The sequence below is a fragment of the Streptomyces sp. NPDC091292 genome, assembly GCF_044757265.1.
Classification (GTDB): Bacteria; Actinomycetota; Actinomycetes; order Streptomycetales; family Streptomycetaceae; genus Streptomyces.
Genome location: NZ_JBIVUQ010000021.1, coordinates 98,806 through 115,985, shown reverse-complemented (window position 1 = coordinate 115,985; position 17,180 = coordinate 98,806). Strand labels below are relative to the sequence as shown.

At 71.7% G+C, this 17,180-nt stretch carries 18 protein-coding genes; 11 read left to right on the top strand and 7 right to left on the bottom strand.

The genetic code is table 11. The features are described 5' to 3' along the window. Positions 1–89: 89 nt before the first annotated feature. The 6 genes from ACIQNU_RS36435 (at position 90) to ACIQNU_RS36410 (ending at position 4,233) form a co-directional block, all read left to right on the top strand. A complete protein-coding gene (locus tag ACIQNU_RS36435; protein ID WP_401374728.1) occupies positions 90–611 on the top strand; it encodes an NUDIX hydrolase in 522 nt (173 codons plus the stop codon). Between the two features lie 9 nt (positions 612–620). Beyond that, positions 621–1,013, top strand: a complete 393-nt coding sequence (locus ACIQNU_RS36430) for a YidH family protein (RefSeq protein WP_401374726.1) — start codon at positions 621–623, stop codon at positions 1,011–1,013. After that, a complete protein-coding gene (locus ACIQNU_RS36425) occupies positions 1,010–1,327 on the top strand; it encodes a DUF202 domain-containing protein (RefSeq protein ID WP_401374723.1) in 318 nt (105 codons plus the stop codon). The genes ACIQNU_RS36430 and ACIQNU_RS36425 overlap by 4 nt, the downstream gene beginning before the upstream one ends. Before the next feature lie 183 nt (positions 1,328–1,510). After that, positions 1,511–1,807 carry a hypothetical protein gene (locus tag ACIQNU_RS36420; RefSeq protein WP_401374720.1) on the top strand — a complete coding sequence of 99 codons (297 nt, stop codon included), beginning with the start codon at positions 1,511–1,513 and terminating at the stop codon, positions 1,805–1,807. Between the two features lie 158 nt (positions 1,808–1,965). Next, positions 1,966–2,997: a phosphotransferase family protein gene (locus ACIQNU_RS36415; RefSeq protein WP_401374717.1), complete on the top strand. Its 1,032-nt coding sequence runs from the start codon at positions 1,966–1,968 to the stop codon at positions 2,995–2,997. A 6-nt stretch (positions 2,998–3,003) separates the two neighbouring features. After that, entirely contained in the window at positions 3,004–4,233 is a 1,230-nt protein-coding gene (locus tag ACIQNU_RS36410; RefSeq protein ID WP_401374715.1) for an acyl-CoA dehydrogenase family protein, read from the top strand. A 14-nt stretch (positions 4,234–4,247) separates the two neighbouring features. Here ACIQNU_RS36410 and ACIQNU_RS36405 read toward each other — a convergent pair whose 3' ends face one another. Beyond that, complete coding sequence (locus ACIQNU_RS36405; protein WP_401374713.1) at positions 4,248–4,841, bottom strand: TetR/AcrR family transcriptional regulator; 594 nt, start codon at positions 4,839–4,841, stop codon at positions 4,248–4,250. Between the two features lie 166 nt (positions 4,842–5,007). Beyond that, on the bottom strand, positions 5,008–5,781 hold the full coding sequence (locus ACIQNU_RS36400) for an SDR family oxidoreductase (RefSeq protein WP_401374710.1): 774 nt from the start codon (positions 5,779–5,781) through the stop codon (positions 5,008–5,010). Positions 5,782–6,990: 1,209 nt separating this feature from the next. Here ACIQNU_RS36400 and ACIQNU_RS36395 point away from each other — a divergent pair. Beyond that, positions 6,991–8,229 (top strand): exo-beta-N-acetylmuramidase NamZ domain-containing protein, encoded by a 1,239-nt coding sequence (locus ACIQNU_RS36395; protein WP_401374708.1) that lies wholly within the window; start codon positions 6,991–6,993, stop codon positions 8,227–8,229. Between the two features lie 57 nt (positions 8,230–8,286). On the opposite strand, the gene ACIQNU_RS36390 is transcribed toward ACIQNU_RS36395, so the two are convergent. Beyond that, on the bottom strand, positions 8,287–11,199 hold the full coding sequence (locus tag ACIQNU_RS36390) for a penicillin acylase family protein (protein ID WP_401374705.1): 2,913 nt from the start codon (positions 11,197–11,199) through the stop codon (positions 8,287–8,289). Positions 11,200–11,488: 289 nt separating this feature from the next. Between ACIQNU_RS36390 and ACIQNU_RS36385 the strand changes: the two genes are divergently transcribed. Then, the gene (locus tag ACIQNU_RS36385; protein ID WP_401374703.1) at positions 11,489–12,085 is read left to right on the top strand and encodes a hypothetical protein; all 597 of its coding nucleotides are present in this window, start codon (positions 11,489–11,491) and stop codon (positions 12,083–12,085) included. 98 nt (positions 12,086–12,183) lie between these two features. Here ACIQNU_RS36385 and soxR read toward each other — a convergent pair whose 3' ends face one another. Beyond that, positions 12,184–12,708 (bottom strand): redox-sensitive transcriptional activator SoxR, encoded by a 525-nt coding sequence (gene soxR, locus ACIQNU_RS36380; RefSeq protein WP_401374700.1) that lies wholly within the window; start codon positions 12,706–12,708, stop codon positions 12,184–12,186. A 152-nt stretch (positions 12,709–12,860) separates the two neighbouring features. Here soxR and ACIQNU_RS36375 point away from each other — a divergent pair, with 152 nt between their 5' ends. After that, positions 12,861–13,322: a MaoC family dehydratase gene (locus ACIQNU_RS36375; protein WP_401374698.1), complete on the top strand. Its 462-nt coding sequence runs from the start codon at positions 12,861–12,863 to the stop codon at positions 13,320–13,322. Between the two features lie 10 nt (positions 13,323–13,332). Here ACIQNU_RS36375 and ACIQNU_RS36370 read toward each other — a convergent pair whose 3' ends face one another. The 3 genes from ACIQNU_RS36370 to ACIQNU_RS36360 all read right to left on the bottom strand — a co-directional run bounded on the left by ACIQNU_RS36370 (position 13,333) and on the right by ACIQNU_RS36360 (position 15,607). Next, on the bottom strand, positions 13,333–13,983 hold the full coding sequence (locus tag ACIQNU_RS36370) for a TetR/AcrR family transcriptional regulator (RefSeq protein ID WP_401374695.1): 651 nt from the start codon (positions 13,981–13,983) through the stop codon (positions 13,333–13,335). A gap of 58 nt (positions 13,984–14,041) precedes the next feature. Further along, positions 14,042–14,347: a YiaA/YiaB family inner membrane protein gene (locus ACIQNU_RS36365; protein ID WP_401374692.1), complete on the bottom strand. Its 306-nt coding sequence runs from the start codon at positions 14,345–14,347 to the stop codon at positions 14,042–14,044. A gap of 108 nt (positions 14,348–14,455) precedes the next feature. Next, the gene (locus ACIQNU_RS36360) at positions 14,456–15,607 is read right to left on the bottom strand and encodes an acyl-CoA dehydrogenase family protein (RefSeq protein WP_401374690.1); all 1,152 of its coding nucleotides are present in this window, start codon (positions 15,605–15,607) and stop codon (positions 14,456–14,458) included. An 83-nt stretch (positions 15,608–15,690) separates the two neighbouring features. Here ACIQNU_RS36360 and ACIQNU_RS36355 point away from each other — a divergent pair, with 83 nt between their 5' ends. Together ACIQNU_RS36355 and ACIQNU_RS36350 are read left to right on the top strand one after the other, a co-directional pair. After that, complete coding sequence (locus ACIQNU_RS36355) at positions 15,691–16,335, top strand: TetR/AcrR family transcriptional regulator (RefSeq protein WP_401374687.1); 645 nt, start codon at positions 15,691–15,693, stop codon at positions 16,333–16,335. A gap of 72 nt (positions 16,336–16,407) precedes the next feature. Further along, complete coding sequence (locus ACIQNU_RS36350; protein ID WP_401374685.1) at positions 16,408–17,151, top strand: ArsR/SmtB family transcription factor; 744 nt, start codon at positions 16,408–16,410, stop codon at positions 17,149–17,151. The last annotated feature ends 29 nt before the right edge of the window (positions 17,152–17,180 follow it).

Below are 17,180 nucleotides of genomic sequence, written 5' to 3'. Positions count from 1 at the left end.
CGCAGAGATCTCCGGCGCCGCGCGCCTCCGGGCCGAGGATCGCATCCCCGCCCGGCCTGAAGGCCGGAATTCCCTGCGAAGATCAAGGGATGGATGTCCGGGACGAAGTGCTTGATGTGGTCGACGCCGACGACCGGGTGGTGGGGCGGGCTCCCCGGGGGGAGGTGTACGCGCGGGGGCTGCGGCACCGGTGTGTGTTCGTGCGGGCGACCGACGCCGAAGGGCGGCTGTTCGTGCACCGGCGGACGCCTACCAAGCTGGTGTTCCCCTCGATGTACGACCTGTTCGTCGGCGGGGTCGTCGGTGCCGGTGAGACCTACGACGACGCGGCGCTGCGCGAGGCCGAGGAGGAGCTGGGCGTCACGGGGCTGCCCAGGCCCACGTATCTCTTCAAGTTCCTCTACGAGGGTGACGGCGGGCAGAGCTGGTGGTCGGCCGTCTACGAGGTGCGGTGCGAGGGGCCCGTCAGCCCTCAGGTCGAGGAGGTCGCCTGGCACGCCTTCCTCACCGGGGACGAGGTGGAGCGGCGGCTCACCGAGTGGCCGTGGGTGCCGGACGGCCTCGCCGCGTACCAGCGGTGGAAGGCGTTCCGCCCCGGGAACCACGGGTAGGGTGCGCGCGTGATCGACTTCCGGCAGTCCGTGCGCCTCTGGTTCGCGCCCCAGCGCATCGCGGACGAGGGCGACACGCCCGACTACCGTTTCTCGCTGGCCAACGAGCGCACGTTCCTCGCCTGGCTGCGTACCGCGCTCGCCCTGATCGGCGGCGGTTTCGCCGTGGACCAGTTCCTGCCGGACCTGCGCTGGGCCTGGCGCGCCGGTCTCGCCCTCGCGCTGCTCGGGGCGGGCGTCCTGTGCTCGCTGCGCGCGATCAACCACTGGGTGCGCTGCGAGCGCGCGATGCGGCGCGGCGAGGACCTGCCGGTGACCCGCTTCCCGGCGCTGCTCGGTATCGCCGTCGCGGTGGTCGCGCTCGCGATGGTCGTGATCGTCCTGGCGGGCTGGGCGGGATGACCACGCCGGAGCGCGACCCGGGGCTCCAGCCCGAACGGACCCGGCTCGCGTGGCGGCGTACGACGCTGTCGGCGACCGTGGCGACGGTCCTTGCGGCGCGGGCCGCCCTGCACGAGGGGACGACCGTGTTGGGCGCGGTCGCGAGCGGGCTGTGCGTCCTGGTGTGGCTGGGCATCCTGGCCGTGGCCCACCGGCGGATCGTCGCGCTCGCCGGGGCCCCGGCGCGACCGCCCCGGCTGAACCCCCGGTACGCGGCGACGGCGGCCGTCTGCACGGTGGCCCTGGCGGTGTGCGCGGCGGCGGTCGTGTTCTGAGGAGACCGCGACCGGGACCACGGACCGAGAGGACCGGGACCGCGTATCGCCTCCACATCCGCATCCCATACACGTACAGAACGGGCATTACGGGCTACGCTGGGCGCGTCACCGTGCCCGCGCCGGGACCCACGCTTCCGCGTCCGCGCCGGCACCGGATCCCGCACCCCGAAGGTGAGCTTCATGAGCACCCTCCACCATGAGCACCCCGTCCACGAGCACACGCACGGCCCGGACTGCGGCCACCCCGAGGTCCCGCACGGGGACCATGTCGACTACGCCCACGACGGCCATCTGCACCGCAGGCACGCGCAGCACTGGGACGAGTGCGAGCCGTCGGGGCACACGACGCACGCGGGGCACGAGCACCAGCACGGGGAAGGGTGCGGGCACCCCTCGGTACGCCACGGGGACCACGTCGACTACGTCCACGAGGGCCACCGGCACGCGGCGCACAACGGCCACTGGGACGACCATTAGGCACCAGCACCCGCGAAGCACCCGTCACGGATCCCGCCGTACCCCGCCAGGGCACCTACCCTGCCGGGGTACGGCGGTCTTCTTTGCCCTCTGGACGTACATACCGACTGGTCGGCATGATGTTGACCAAAGTTCACACGCGAGGGAGTGACGTACGTATGCCCACAGGCCACCCACCAGGGCTCGATCTCGATCGGCTGCGGGCCCATCTGGACCATGCGCGGCCGGGTCTGCTCAGCGGTCCGCTGACCGGGCGCCTGATCGAGGGCGGGCGGTCGAACCTCACGTACGCCGTGACCGACGGCACCGCGCGCTGGGTCGTACGCCGTCCCCCGCTCGGCCATGTGCTGGCCACCGCGCACGACATGCGGCGCGAGCACCGCGTGATCGAGGCGCTGCACCCCACGGCCGTCCCCGTACCGGAGACGCTGCTGCTCTGTGCGGACGAGGACGTGCTCGGGGCGCCGTTCTACGTGATGGAGTTCGTGGACGGCACGCCCTACCGGACCTCCGACCAGCTCGTCCCGCTGGGCGCCGAGCGGACCAGGGCCGCCGTTCTCGCCCTCGTGGACACGCTGGTCGACCTGCACGCGGTGGACCCGGCGGCCGTCGGGCTCGCGGACTTCGGGCGCCCCGACGGCTTCCTCGACCGGCAGTTGCGCCGCTGGGGCAAGCAGCTCGACGCGTCCCGCAACCGCGAGCTGCCCGGCATCGACGAGCTGCACGCGGCGCTCGGCCGCGCCCTGCCGCACTCCCCCGCGCCGACGGTCGTGCACGGCGACTACCGCCTCGACAACGTCCTGCTCGGCGACGGCGACCGGATCACGGCGGTGCTCGACTGGGAGATGTCGACGCTCGGCGACCCGCTGACCGACCTGGGCCTGCTTGCGATGTACAGCGCCCGGCTCGATGTGCCGGACTCGCCGATCAGCACGACGGCGTCCGCGCCCGGACACCCGTCCCCTGCCGAGCTGGTCGAGCGGTACGCGGAGCGCTCGGGGCGGGACGTTTCGGCGGTGTCCTGGTACACGGCGTTCGCCTGGTTCAAGCTCGCCGTGATCCTCGAAGGCATCCACTACCGCTACACACTGGGCCGGACCGTCGGCGCGGGCTTCGACCGGATGGGGCCCCTGGTGCCCGTCTTCATCGACCATGGCCTGACCACCCTGACCACCCTTCAGGAGGGCTGATCCCCCATGGACTTCGCATTCGACGCCCGGACCGAGGAACTCCGCGACAGGCTCCTCGCGTTCATGGACGCGTACGTCTACCCGGCCGAGGAGGTCGCGCGGGAGCAGCGCGCCCGGCTCGCCTCGCCGTGGGAAACCCCGGCGGTCGTGGAAGAGTTGAAGGCCGAGGCCCGCCGGCAGGGGCTGTGGAACCTGTTCCTGCCGGACACGGAGTACGGCGCCGGGCTGACCAACGTCCAGTACGCGCCGCTCGCCGAGATCACCGGCCGCTCGCCCGACCTGGCCCCGACCGCCCTGAACTGCGCGGCCCCGGACACCGGCAACATGGAGGTGCTGGCGCAGTTCGGCACCGAGGCGCAGCGCAAGCAGTGGCTGCGCCCGCTGCTCGACGGCGAGATCCGGTCGGCGTTCGCGATGACGGAGCCCGAGGTGGCCTCGTCCGACGCGACCAACATCACCACGCGGATCGAGCGGGACGGTGACGCGTATGTCGTCTCGGGCCGCAAGTGGTACATCTCCGGCGCGATGAACCCTCGGTGCGAGATCTTCATCGTGATGGGCAAGACCGACCCGGACGGCCCTGACATCCGCCGCCAGCAGTCGATGGTCCTGGTCCCCCGGGACACCCCGGGCGTCGAGGTGCGGCGCGCGATGCGGGTGTACGGGTACGAGGACCACGGGCACGGCGGGCACGCGGAGGTCGTCTTCGACCGGGTGCGGGTGCCGGTGGCGAACCTGATCGGTGAGGAGGGCGGCGGCTTCGCGATCTCGCAGGCGCGGCTCGGGCCCGGCCGTATCCATCACTGCATGCGGCTGATCGGGGTCGCCGAGCGGGCGATCGAGCTGATGTGCCGGCGGGCGGTGGCCCGTACCGCGTTCGGCAAACCGCTGGCCCAGCAGGGTGTCGTGCAGGAGTGGATCGCGGACGCGCGGGTCGCCGTGGAGCAACTGCGGCTGCTGGTGCTGAAGACGGCGTGGCTGATGGACACGGTCGGCAACAAAGGCGCGCACACCGAGATCCAGGCCATCAAGATTGCGACGCCGAGGACGGTCGTCGACATCCTCGACCGGGCGGTGCAGTTGCATGGCGCGGGCGGGGTCAGCCAGGACTTTCCGCTGGCCGAGCTGTGGGCCGGGGCGCGGACGCTGCGGCTGGCGGACGGGCCGGACGAGGTGCATCAGCGTTCGCTGGCACGGCGGGAGTTGAAGCCGTATCTGTCCGGGCCGAAAGGCTGACGGGTACGCGCGCGTTATGGGCGCAAGGCGCGTAGCAGCAGGTCGGCGAGGTGGTCGGCGATCTCCTGCGGGGTGAGCGGGCCGTCCGCGCGGTACCAGGTCGGCAGATGGTGCACCGAGCCGAAGTGGTAGTCGACGACGAGGTCGGCGGGCGTGGCGGTGGAGAAGACACCGGCCGCCTGCCCCTCCTCGACCAGGGCGCGGAAGCGCTCGTGGTAGCGGCGCCGCTCGGCACGTACCTGCTTGTTCTTCTCGGGGCTCAGCTGGTGCATGGACCGCTGGAAGATCGCCGCGTCGTCCAGGTTCTCGATGGTCGTGACGACGACGTCGGCCGCCGCGTCGCGCAGCCGCCGCTCGACCGGCGCCTCGGCGTCGGCGAAGCCGTCGAGGCGGTCCTGCTGAAGGCGCAGCATCCGGGCGTAGATCTCCTGGAGGAGATCCTCCTTGGAGCCGAAGTAGTGGTACAGCGCGCCCTTGGTGACGCCTGCCGCCTCGACGATCTCCTGGACCGAGGTGCGGTCGTAGCCCTGTCCGGCGAAGAGGCGGGTGGCGGCAGCCAGCAGCCGCTGCGGTACGGGTACTCCGTCGCCGTCCGTCGTCCTGGGCACCGCGCCCACCCACCTTCCGTCGTCACGCCTCGTCGCTGCCGGTCTCCGCGCGCAGAACGCGGCTCCTGCCGGAGGATCTTCTCACTGCGCGTTCTCGGCAAGTCCGACAGGATCTCGTTCTCGCGCGCGGATGTGAAAGCGGCGGGCCGTTTCTTGCGGGATTCCGTCAGTTGGCAGGCATCCCTTCCCACTTCCGCTGAAGGTGGTTCATGCCGGTGAGCCAGGTGTCGGGGTCGGTGGCGCGTACCCGGTAGTACTCGGCGACCTCGGGGTGCGGCAGGATCAGGAAGCGGTCCTGTGCGATACCGGCGAAGAGGGCGTCCGCGACCGTCTCGGGTTCGATGGCGGTGGGCACGAGGACCAGCTCGCCCGCCGAACCGGTCGCCGCGAGCATGTCGGTACGGACGCCCTGCGGGCAGATGGCGTGGACCTTGAGGCCGCGGTGGCGGTACGTCAGCGACAGCCACTCGGCGAAGGCATACGCGCCGTGTTTGGTGACGCTGTAGGGCGCCGCGCCGATCATGGTGAGCAGTCCGGCGGCCGAGACGGTGGAGACGAACCGGCCGCTGCCGCGCTCCAGCCAGTCGGGCAGCAGGGCGCGGGCCGCCCGGACATGGGCCATCACATTGACGTCCCAGGCCGCGTCCCACATGTCGTCGTCCGTACTCTCACTGCCGCCGGCCCCGAGCCCCGCATTCGCGCAGTACACATCGACAACACCACCGAGCGCGTCCCGAGCCTGGCCCACGATCCCCGAGGCATCACCGACCACGGCAACACCCCCGATCTCCCCGGCCACGGCCTCGGCTCTGGCGGCATCCAGATCATTGACAACAACCCGAGCACCGACGGACGCAAACCGCCGAGCAAGCGCGGCCCCGATCCCACCCCCGGCCCCGGTGACAACAACACCGACCCCACGCAAACTCTCCACAACCACACTCCCTGAGACTGGACACCTCAACAACAGACTAAGCAGTCGGTCACCACGGGGAAACCCCACACCCGAGACCCGCGGTGGAAACATTTCCGGCTGCGCCGGGGCGGTGCGGCTTCGCTGGTGCGGGTGCGGGGTGGTGGCTTCGTGGGTGGGGCGTGTCGTGGTGCCCTGCTCCCGCCCGGCCGGTTCGACACCGCCGACCACCACCGTGGGACGGCTCGCTGTCGCGGCGGAGAGATTTTCCGGGTGCGTCGGGCGGTGCGGCTTCGCCGATGGGGGTGGGCGCCTGCTCCCGCCCGGCCCGTTCGGCACCGCCGACCACCACCGTGGGGGGACTCGCCGTCGCGGCGGGAAGTCATTCCGGCTGCGCCGGAACTGTGCGGCTTCGCCGGGCGCGCTGTGGGGGGGGGAGTCGCCGTCGCGGCAGAGCGGCATTCCGGCTGGGCCGGGGCGGTGTGGCTTTGTCGGGGGCGATGGTGGGGGGTGCGGCTTCGTGCCACGGCGAGCCGCCCCACGGCGGCAGCCGACGGCGCCGAACCGGCCAGGTGGGGGCAGGGCACCACGACACACCCCACCGGCGAAGCCCCCCGCCCCATCGGCGAAGCCACACCGCCCCGGCGCACCCGGAAAATCTCTCCGCCGCAACGGCGAACCGCCTCACGGCGGTGGCCGACGGTGCCCAACCTGGGCCCCACGACACGCCCCGCCGACGAAGCCCCCCACCTCCACCCGCGAAGCCACGCCGCCCCTGCGCAGCCGGAAAATGTCTCCACCGCGACAGCGAACCGCCCCACGGCGGCAGCCGGCGGCGCCGAACCGGCCAGGTGGGGGCAGGGCACCACGACACACCCCACCGGCGAAGCTCCCCACCCCCACCCGCGAAGCCACACCGCCCCGGCGCTGCCGAAATATGTTTCCGCCGCGACAGCGAACCGCCCCACGGCGGTAGCCGACGGTGCCGAACCTGCCCCCACCCCCGTCGGCGAAGCCGCACCGCCCGGCGCAGCCGGAAAATGTCTCCGCCGCGACGGCGAGTCGCCCCACGGCGGTGGCCGGCGGTGCCGAACCGGCCGGGTGGGGTATCGGGGCGCGGCATCGCGCCCCGTTCAGTTCGCCCGCACCCCACGACTCGCACCCCGTTCAGTACACCCGCACCCCATACTTGCCTCCGTGCTCATGTCAGGTTTGCGATCTTCCGGAGGTCTGCCCATGCACCTGTCCAGACGGAGTCTGCTCGCCGCCACCACCGCCACCACCGCCCTGGCCGCCACCCCGGCCTCCGCCTCCGGTCACGGCGGCAGCCGCCCGCGGACCGGGTTCGAACGGCTCGTCGCCGACGGGTACGGGCTGCTGTCCGGTGACAAGGTCGGCGTCGTCACCAACCCGACCGGGGTCACCCGGGACGTCCGGCACCTCGTGGACGTGATGCACGCGGACGACCGGGTGGACCTGGTGGCGGTGTTCGGGCCGGAGCACGGGTTCCGGGGGACGGCGCAGGCGGGCGGGTCCGAGGGCCGGTACGACGACCCGGCGACCGGGCTGCCCGTCTACGACACGTACCTCAAGAGCGGGCAGCCGCTCGCCGACATCTTCACGGCGTCGGGCGTGGACACGGTCGTCTTCGACATCCAGGACGTCGGCGCCCGGTTCTACACGTACATCTGGACCCTGTTCGACTGCATGGAGGCCGCGCAGCTCGCGGGCAAGCGGTTCGTGGTGCTGGACCGGCCCAATCCGGTGACGGGTCGGGGCGCGTACGGACCGGTGCTGCACAAGGAGTTCGCGACGTTCGTCGGGCGGCAGCCCATCGCGCAGGCCCACGGGATGACGGTGGCCGAGCTGGCGCGGCTGTTCAACCACGAGTTCCTGGCGAAGCCCGTACGCCTCGACACCGTCCTGATGAGCGGCTGGAAGCGGTCCGACTTCTACGAGACGTCGGGGCTGCCGTGGGTGCCGCCGAGCCCGAACATGCCGACGACCGACACCGCGCTCGTCTACTCCGGTACCTGTCTGTTCGAGGGCACCAATCTCTCCGAGGGGCGCGGCACGACCCGCCCCTTCGAACTGCTCGGCGCGGAGGGCATCGACCAGCGGTGGGCCGCCGCCGTGAACGGACTCGCCCTGCCCGGCGTGCACTTCCGCGAGGCGTACTTCGCGCCGACGTTCTCCAAGTTCCAGGGGAAGACGGTCGGCGGGGTGCAGATCCACCTCGCCGACCGGGCCGCGTTCGACCCCGTACGCACCGGCATCGCGCTGCTCGTCACGGCGAAGCAGACCTGGAGCGGCTTCGCCTGGCGGTCGGACAACTGGATCGACAAGCTGACGGGGTCGACCCAGGTCCGCACGATGATCGACGCGGGAGCGGGCACGGACGAGGTGGTCGGCGCCTGGCAGGGCGAACTCGCCGCCTTCCGCGCGACCCGCAAGAGGTACCTCGCATACCGCTGACCCGGCCGCCCCACAACCGGTGACCCGAGGGACGGGTCACCGGTCGGGGCACCACCGTCAGCGGTGCGAGGGGAACTCCACGACCTGCTGGTACGTGGGCCTGTTCTGCCACTGGATCGCGCGGTGCGTGATCCCGCCGAGCGCGCGCTGCACGATCGCGTCGGCGCACCACTGGTTGCCCGCCGCACAGCTCGCGTCGCCGGGGTAGACCGTGGCGGCGGGCACGGCCGCCGCCGTCTTCAGGGTGCTCAGGAGGGCGTCCCGGCAGGCGCCGAGATCACCGGCGCCGCAGTACGTGCGGCCCAGCGGACCCTTCACGGACTGGCCGAGCACCGACCGCAGATCCTTGTCGACATAGCCCCACCAGCCGTACTGGAAGGCGGAGCCCGCGTGCGCGCCGGTGGGGCCATGGGCCGACGACGGTGACTCGTCGACGCCGAGCTGCGCGGTCAGCGCGTCCCACAGCCCTTGTCCGAGGCCCGGTTTGAACGCGGCCTCGACCAGCTTCGGCCACCAGGCGTCCAGGATGCGGATGGCGTCGGAGTGGGCGTAGGTGCGCGACCCGGCCGACGTCTCCTTGCGCTGGGAGCCCGCCGTACGCCACGCCTCCAACTGCTGCACGGCCTTGGTGAGCGCGGGGTCCGTGATCGGCTTGCTGCGCAGCACCTTCAGGATCTCCGGCAGGACCTGTTCCGCGCGCAGATCGGTGACGGCGGCCTCCGCCATCGCCTGCGTGAGCGAGGCCCGGGTGACCCCGCCGGCGGCTACGAGCTTCTTCACCCGGCCGTCGAGGAGGTCACCGCGGTGCACGGCGCCCAGGCTGAAGTTGGACGAGCTGTACCGCTCGGCCTGTTTGTTGTTCCAGGAGATGTAGTAGTCCTGGTTGACCGACTGGGGGTGTTCGGCGGGCGGGGTCTGCGCCGATGTGTTGTCGGTGGGGTCGAATCCACGCCATTCGTAGGCCGGCTCGGCCTTCACCGGGAACGACGGGTCGACGTCGGCCGCGCGCACCGGGTTGGCGCCGCTGTTGTAGTAGGCGATGTCCCGTGAGTCGGCGTAGAACCAGTTGAAGGCGTAGCTGATGTGCTGGGCCGCCTCGGCGAAGCCCTGGGCGTCCTTGACGGCCGCGGGGTCGTTGAGCATCTGGAAGCCGATGATGGAGTCGGCCTCGTGGCGGTAGGTGGAGCGCAGCGAGACGTACGCGACCGGTTTGCCGTCGACGGTCGCGCGGTGCGTCACCACGCCGTACTGGGTCCGGAAGACCTGCATCCGGTACGAGCCCTCGGCCGTGGAGTCGGCGACCGACGGCTTCCAGGCGTTGCGCTTCTCCAGCTTCTCCATCGGGGTGCAGGTGCCCCGGTAGAGGTAGTGCGTGGACTGCTTGGTGGGCGCCGAGCCGCCGGGCTCGCAGAGCGGGACGGCGTAGGTGTCGGTGATGTCCTGTCCGGCGGAGGTCGCCGACCAGGCGTAGTCCTGGCCCCGGCCGAGCTGGATGTACATGCCGACACCGGCGAACGAGACACCGTGCGCGCTGATACCGGGGCCCTGAAGCTCCTGCATCATCAGCAACTGGGGCGCGAAGTACCCGGTCTGCGGGCCGAACACGGCGACCGGGTTCCCGCTGGCGGTGTTCTTCCCGGACACGAGCAGGGCGTTGGACATGCCCTTCTTGGCGGCGCCGCCGCTGAACATGTCGGCGGGCAGCACCCCGTCGTCGAAGATGCCCTGCACGCGCTTAAGGCTGCCGGACGTCTTGACGGGCGTCTTGGGCAGCGACTTCCCGGCGGCCGTCGGGGTGGCCGCGGCGGCGGACTTCGCGGAGCCCGTGCGGTCGTACACGAGCTGTTCCCGCTCCACCGAACCCGGGTCCGGCATCGCCGCGCCGCGCGCGTTCGCCGGTTTCTCCGCGTACGGGAAGGCGGTGCCGTCGGTGATCGTCAGCACGGTCTCGGGGTCGTTGCGCTGGCGGAACGACTCCCAGATCCGGGTGCCCTCCTGGACGCCGTACGTCTCCTGCGCCTTGAGCAGGGACAGCGCGGCGTCGACCTCTCCCCCGCCGCCGTTGCCGAACAGCCCGCCGACGACCGAGGCGAGGGCGATCATGTCGGTGATTTTGAAGGGTTGGATCTCGCCGACGTTGGTGATCGAGTCGATCTTGCCGGTGAGGACGTACTCGCCGGGGAAGTACCGGCCGTTCTTGGACTGCGTGCGGTAGGCGTTGAGGCCGTCGATGTACGCCTGTGCGTCCGCCATGGCCTGCTCGCCGCGCGCCCCTGCCCGCTCCCTGAGGTAGTCGACCTGCCGCTGGAGGTCTTCCTCGGTGTACGGGGCCTGAGGCCAGAACTCCTGCTCAAGGCCCTGGTTGGCGAGGGCGCCGCCCGCGAAGGAGGTCAGCTCGCCGCGCCCGATGTGCCGGAACAGGTCGATCAGCCACATCCGGTCCTGCCCGGCCGCGTAGCCCGCGCCGAACTCGGTGCCGTAGCGCGTGGTGCCCTTGATGTGGGGGATGCCGTACTTCTTGTCGCGGGTGATCGTGACGTCGTCGCGGGGGCGGGTGACGGAGGCGACCTGGCCGGAGGGGACGCCGAAGGAGGCGTCGTTGAAGTAGGTGTTCAGCGCGTCGTCGGTGAGGGACGGGTAGCCGGACGACAGGGCGTCGTAGGGGCCGAGCTGGTCGTCGGCGTGCGCCGGCTGGGTGCCGAATATCTGGTGCCCGAGTATCTCCACGAGGGTGGCGTTGCCGTTGGCCCCGGGCGGCAGGATGTCCGAGCACTGGCCGAGGCAGTAGTCGTCGTTCGGCGGCGGGGCGGCGGCCGTCGCCTGGGACGCCGGGGACAGCAGCCCCGCGCCGAGGACGAACACGGCGGTGGCGGCGAGCGCCCGCACGGTGCCGCGGACGGTACGGCGGAGGGGGCCGCGGGGGCCGTGGGGGGTGGTGCCGAGGGTGGTTCTGAGCGTGCGCGGTGGCATTCCTGCTCCTCCCGACATTGGTGAGCCGGAGGTTACCGCCGGTAGGTCGGCCCGTGAAGATGAACATGCGTCAACTTTTTTACGGGGTGGCCCGAGGGCTTCCGTCGCGGCGACCGGGGCCTCGACGGCCATTTCCGGCCAACTGGTGCAGGTCCCCCGATCGACGGGAGCCGAATCGGGGGCTCATACGTCTATTCGTCAACGTCGGTACGGAGACGGCCGCGAACGATCGCGCGGGCCGGGACGTATGGATGAGTAACAGAGGTACAGGTGACGGAGGTGCTGGGAGATGGCCGGATTCCGGAGTCTCGCGAGACAGGTGCGCGATCCGCGCAACGATCTGGCGCTACGGCGGTATTCACTGCGTAAGTGCCTGGAGAGGTTTGCCCCTTATGGGCATCGGGCGACCTGGGACCATCTCTGCTCCCGGGCGGGGTTCGACCCCGAGGACCGGTCACCCGACCCGGCGCGGCTGGTGGCCGCGCTGGACGAGTTGGAGGCGGCGCGGGCGGTCTGGCTCGCGTACGAGGCGCAGTTCGCGGAGCGCAGGCGGCGCGAGAAGCACGACGGGCTGCGCAGCCCCGGGAGCGTGGACGACTGGCACCGGCTGACCTGGGGCGGCTTCGGAGTCGCCTGGTGCGACGACCCCCGCGTCCATCCGGAGGGGGCACTCGCGGATGTGCTGCGCCGGCTCATCGCGGCGCTGGAGCGCGAGCCCCGGGACGTGTGCCCGGTGTGCACCCGCTCCGATCTGACCTGGAAGCCCGACCCGGACGCGGGCCCGACCTGCCGGACCTGCGGCATCGTGGTCCCACGGCCCGTCCTGACCCCGGCGGCACTTCAGCGAGTACGGCAGAGCGCGATCCTGGTTCCCCTGTCGGCGTGAACCGGTGACCGGGCCGTGCGGGTGCGGAGGCGAGACCGCATCCTCGGCCGATCACCGTGCGGGCCATGCGCCGCGACGGCCGTCCGCCGCCGCGGCGTTCAGCGGCAACTGGGGGACTCCGGCGGAACGGGGGACGGGCGCGCCGCGTCCGGTGCCGGGGTTTCCCTGAGGCGCCTCGGCAGCAGGCGGGATCCGGTCTGGGTCTCGCCGAAGGTGTCGTTCGGGTTGGACAGGACACAGTTCTCCAGGGACAGGCAGCCACAGCCGATGCAGTCCGTGAGGTGGTCGCGCAGCCAGCCCAACTGCTTGATCCGCTCGTCGAGTTCGGAGCGCCACGTCTCGGACAGCCGCGCCCAGTCCGCCCGCGTCGGCGTCCGCTCCTCCGGCAGCTCCGCCAGCGCGTCACGGATCGTGGCGAGCGGGATCCCGACCCGCTGCGCCGCCCGCACGAACGCGACCCGGCGCAGGGTGTCCCGGTGGTAGCGGCGCTGGTTCCCCGAGGTCCTGCGGCTGTGGATCAGCCCCTTGGACTCGTAGAAGTGCAGGGCCGACACCGCGACACCGCTGCGGGCGGAGAGCTGTCCGACCGTGAGTTCGTGGATCTTCTCCGGGATCTGAGGCACCCTTCCGACCTTACCCACCCCGCGCACCGACCTCGCCGGGCGTCCTCACGGGCGTCCCCACGGGGCATCCTCACGGGGTCGTCCGTTGACATCGCCCCCGTACCCGACCATGCTGAGCAAGCGCTTAGACAATGACGCAGGGGAGACCAGGGATGGCAGAGCCGAGGATCTTCACGTCCGCCGACGAGCTGCGGGCCGCCGTCGGCGAGCAGTTGGGCCACAGCGACTGGCTGGAGATCGACCAGAAGCGGATCGACCTGTTCGCGGACGCCACGGGCGATCACCAGTGGATCCATGTGGACCCGGAGAAGGCGGCGTCGGGCCCCTTCGGCACGACCATCGCGCACGGCTATCTCACGCTGTCCCTGCTGCCCACGCTGGTCCCGCAGGTCATGCGGGTCGAGGGCATGAAGATGGGCATCAACTACGGCACCAACAAGGTCCGTTTCCCCTCCCCCGTACCGGTCGGCTCCCGGCTGCGCGCCACCGCCACCCTCACCGAGGTCACGGAGGCGGGCGGCGGCGTCCAGGTCACGGCGGCGGTCACGGTCGAGCGCGAGGGCGGCGACAAGCCGGTGTGCGTCGCCGAGTCGGTGTCCCGCTACTACTTCTGAGCCGGGACCACTACTTCCGGGCCAGGACCGCCGCCGTGTCCCCGGTGTGGCCGACCATCCGCAGCACCAGGTCCGCGTACAGCAACCCGATCTCGTCAGGGGTGCGCCGGCCCGCGATGTTGAACCAGCGGGCCACGTCGATGCACAGCGACAGAATGGCGACCGTGGTGCCGGAGGCGTCCGGTACCTCGAACTCCCCGGCCCGTACGCCGTCGTCGATGAGTTCCCGTACGACGGCGTCGGTACGGCGGCGCAGCGCGACGATCTCCGCGCGCGCTTCGGGTCCGAGCGCCTCCAGCTCGTACTGGACGACCCGCGCGGTGGTGCTCTGCTCGGCGTGCCAGCGGACGAAGGAGCGCACGGCGTCGGCGAGCCGTTCGGCGACGGTGCCGTCGCCGTCGGCGGCCGTCCGCAGGACGGAGAGGGCCTTGTCGTGGCCGATCCTGCTGATCCGGTGGAGCAGCTCTTCCTTGGTCTTGTAGTGGATGTAGAGCGCGGCGGGGCTCATCCCCGCGCGGCCCGCGATGTCCCGGGTCGTCGTCGCGTGGTACCCGCGCTCGGCGAAGGCCTGCACGGCGGCCACGAGCAGTCGCCTGGCCGCGTCCGGGCTGACCTCGCCCCACGGCTGCGTCTCGCCACCGGTCTCCTGCGCCGCAGTCATCGCGCACTCCTCTCCGCCTGGTCGAGAGGCCACCATACCCCCGAAGCTGAGCAAGCGCTTAGCCGTGGGGCGGGCGCCCCTCCTTCTGGAAGGGATCATGCCGGACGAGCAGGTTCTCCACCCGGGCCTGGTCGACCCTGCTCACCAACTCTCCGGCCTCCTGCCGGTCCCGGATGACCTTGGCGAGGGTGAAGGAGGACGTCACGAGGTACAGCACGGCGATCCCCAGGAAGGCCCGGACCCAGGCGTCCGTGTCCAGGTTGAAGATCCCGGCCGCCGTGGCACCGAGTGCGACGGCGAAGGACGCCACGGCCTGTCCGTAGAAGGCCGTCGTGGACTGCTGCTTGACCGCTGGCTCACTCATGCGCCCACGATCGGCGCCGGACGGCGGCCCGCACATCCGTCGGCGTACTCAGACACGGCGGGCGCGGATACTCGGGCCACGCGGACGGCCGACAGGAGGCATGGGCGGTCAGAACGCCGATACGCCCGTCAGCGCGCGGCCGATGAGGAGTTTCTGGATCTGGCTGGTGCCCTCGTAGAGGGTCATGACGCGGGCGTCGCGCAGCAGTTTGCCCGCCGGGTACTCGTCGATGTAGCCGTAGCCGCCGAAGACCTGGAGGGCGTTGTTCGCGGCGCGCACGGCGGCCTCGGACGCGAAGAGCTTCGCCTTCGAGGACTCGGTGGCGAAGGGCTCGCCCCGGTCGATCAGGTCGGCGACGCGCCAGGTGAGGAGCCGGGCCGCGTCGACGTCCACCGCGATGTCGCTGATCAGCTCCTGCACGAGCTGGTGCTGGGCGATGGGCCGGCCGAACTGCTCGCGCTCGGCCGCGTACCGCACGGCGGCGTCCAGCGCGGCCCTCCCGATACCGACGCAGCCGGCCGCCACCGACATCCGGCCCTTGGCGAGCGCGGACATGGCCACCGAGAACCCCTTGCCCTCGGGCCCGAGCAGCGCGGCGGCCGGGACGCGGACGTCCTCGAAGACCAGCTCGGCGGTCGCCTGTCCGCGCAGACCGAGCTTGCCGTGCAGGGTGCGGCGGGTCAGACCGGGGCTGTCGGCGGGGACGAGGAAGGCGGAGACGCCCTTGTGCCCCGGCTCGCCGCCCGTGCGGGCGAAGAGCAGGACGACATCGGCCCAGGTGCCGTTGGTGATGAACATCTTGGTACCGGACAGCAGATAGTCGCCGCCGTCACGGACCGCGCGCGTGGTCAGGTTGCCCGCGTCGGATCCGGTGCCCGGTTCGGTGAGGCCGAAGCAGCCCAGCAGTTCGCCGGAGGTCAGCCCCGGCAGCCACCGCCGCTTCTGCTCCTCACCGCCCCAGTGCGCGATGCTCTTGGCGACCAGACCGAGCGAGACGGAGACGATGCCGCGCACGGAGGAGTCGCCGCGCCCCAGCTCCTCGGTCACCAGGCAGTACGCGAGATGGTCGCCGCCCGAGCCGCCGTACTCCTCGGCCACGGTCAGCCCGAGGAAGCCGACATCGCCGAGTTTCCTGACAATCGAACGGTCCATGGACTCCACCCGGTCCCACTCGGCGGCGTACGGGGTGATCTCGCGCGCGACGAAGTCCTCGGCCAGCCGGCGGACGGCGGTCTGCTCCTCGCTCAGCTCCAGGTTCACGGGCGGGACTCCTCGTCGTCGCGGGCCGGAACAGCGTAAACTACCAGCGCTAGTTTACGCCCGGTAGCCCTACTATGTGCGGCATGGCCCGACCGCGCAAGCCCCTCCTCAGCCGAGCCCTCATCGTGGACACGGCCCGCGCGCTGGTGGACGCGGAAGGGCTCGGGGCGCTGTCGACGCGGCGGCTCGCGGCGGAGCTCGGGGTGAGCGGCCCCTCGCTGTACAACCACTTCCGGACCAAGGACCAGATCCTGGAGGCGGTCGCCGACTCGGTGAGCGCGCAGGTCGACCTGTCGATGTTCGAGGACGGCCGGGACTGGCGTACCGCGCTGCGCGACTGGGCCGTGTCGTACCGCGCGGCGCTCACCGCGCACCCCCACGTCGTACCGCTGCTCGCCCACGGTCCCGGCCGCCGGCCCTCGGGGCTGCGGCTCGCGGACGCGGTGTTCGGCGCGATGGTCGCGGCGGGCTGGCCGGCCGCGCAGGCCACCTCGATCGGCGCGCTGATGCGGTACTACGTGATGGGGTCGGCGCTCGGCTCCTTCGCGGGCGGCTTCGTGGACGACGAGACGGCGTACGACCCGGCCGACTACCCGCATCTCGGCCAGGCGCATCTGCTCGCCGAGCGCCAGCAGAAGATCGACGAACGGGCCTTCGAGACCGGCCTGACCGCGCTCCTCGACGGGCTCTCGCGGCAGTACGAGCAAGTGACGTCACGGACCGTGTGAGACGCCGTCAACGAGCCACCGGAACGGAACGGTTCGGCGACACTTCGGTGACCGCCGAACGGTTCCGGGCGCATGCTGGGACACATGACCGCGCGAAGGACCTTCGGTATCGGCGCGTCGGGGGCGCCCCGGCTGGCCGCCCTAGCCGGGCTGCTCGCCGACGAGACCCGCGCCGCGTGCGTGCTGGCGCTGCTCGACGGACGGGCGTGGACGGCCGGCGAACTGGCCCGGTACACCGGGGTCGCCGCGTCCACGGCGAGCGAGCACCTGGGCAAGCTGGTCGCGGGCGGGCTGCTCACCGAGGAACGGCAGGGCCGCCACCGGTACGTACGTCTCGCCGACGGCGGGGTCGCCCAGCTCGTCGAGGACCTGGCCGCGCGGGCCGGTCCCGTGCCCCCCGCCGAGCGGCCCCGGACCCTGGGGGCCGCGGGGGCGGGCAGCGCCATGGCGCGGGGCCGCACCTGCTACGACCATCTGGCCGGGCGGCTCGGGATCGCCCTGGCGGACGCGCTGACCCGTCGTGAACTGCTGTGCCAGGACAACGGGTTCGCGCTGACCGACGCCGGGGTGCGGTGGTTCGCCGATACCGGGATCGCCCTGGAGCGCGGCGGCCGTCGGCCTCTCGCCCGCGCCTGCCTGGACTGGACGGAACGCCGGCCGCATCTCGCCGGCGTCGCGGGCGCCGCCCTGTGTCGGCACGCCCTGACGGCGGGCTGGTGCGAACGGATCGGGTCGGAGCGGGCCGTACGGGTGACCGGCACCGGGCGGACCGCGCTCCGGGACCTGTTGGACATCGCCCCACCGGACCTGGCGTGATCCGGCACCGGGGCCGCGCGCCACGGGCC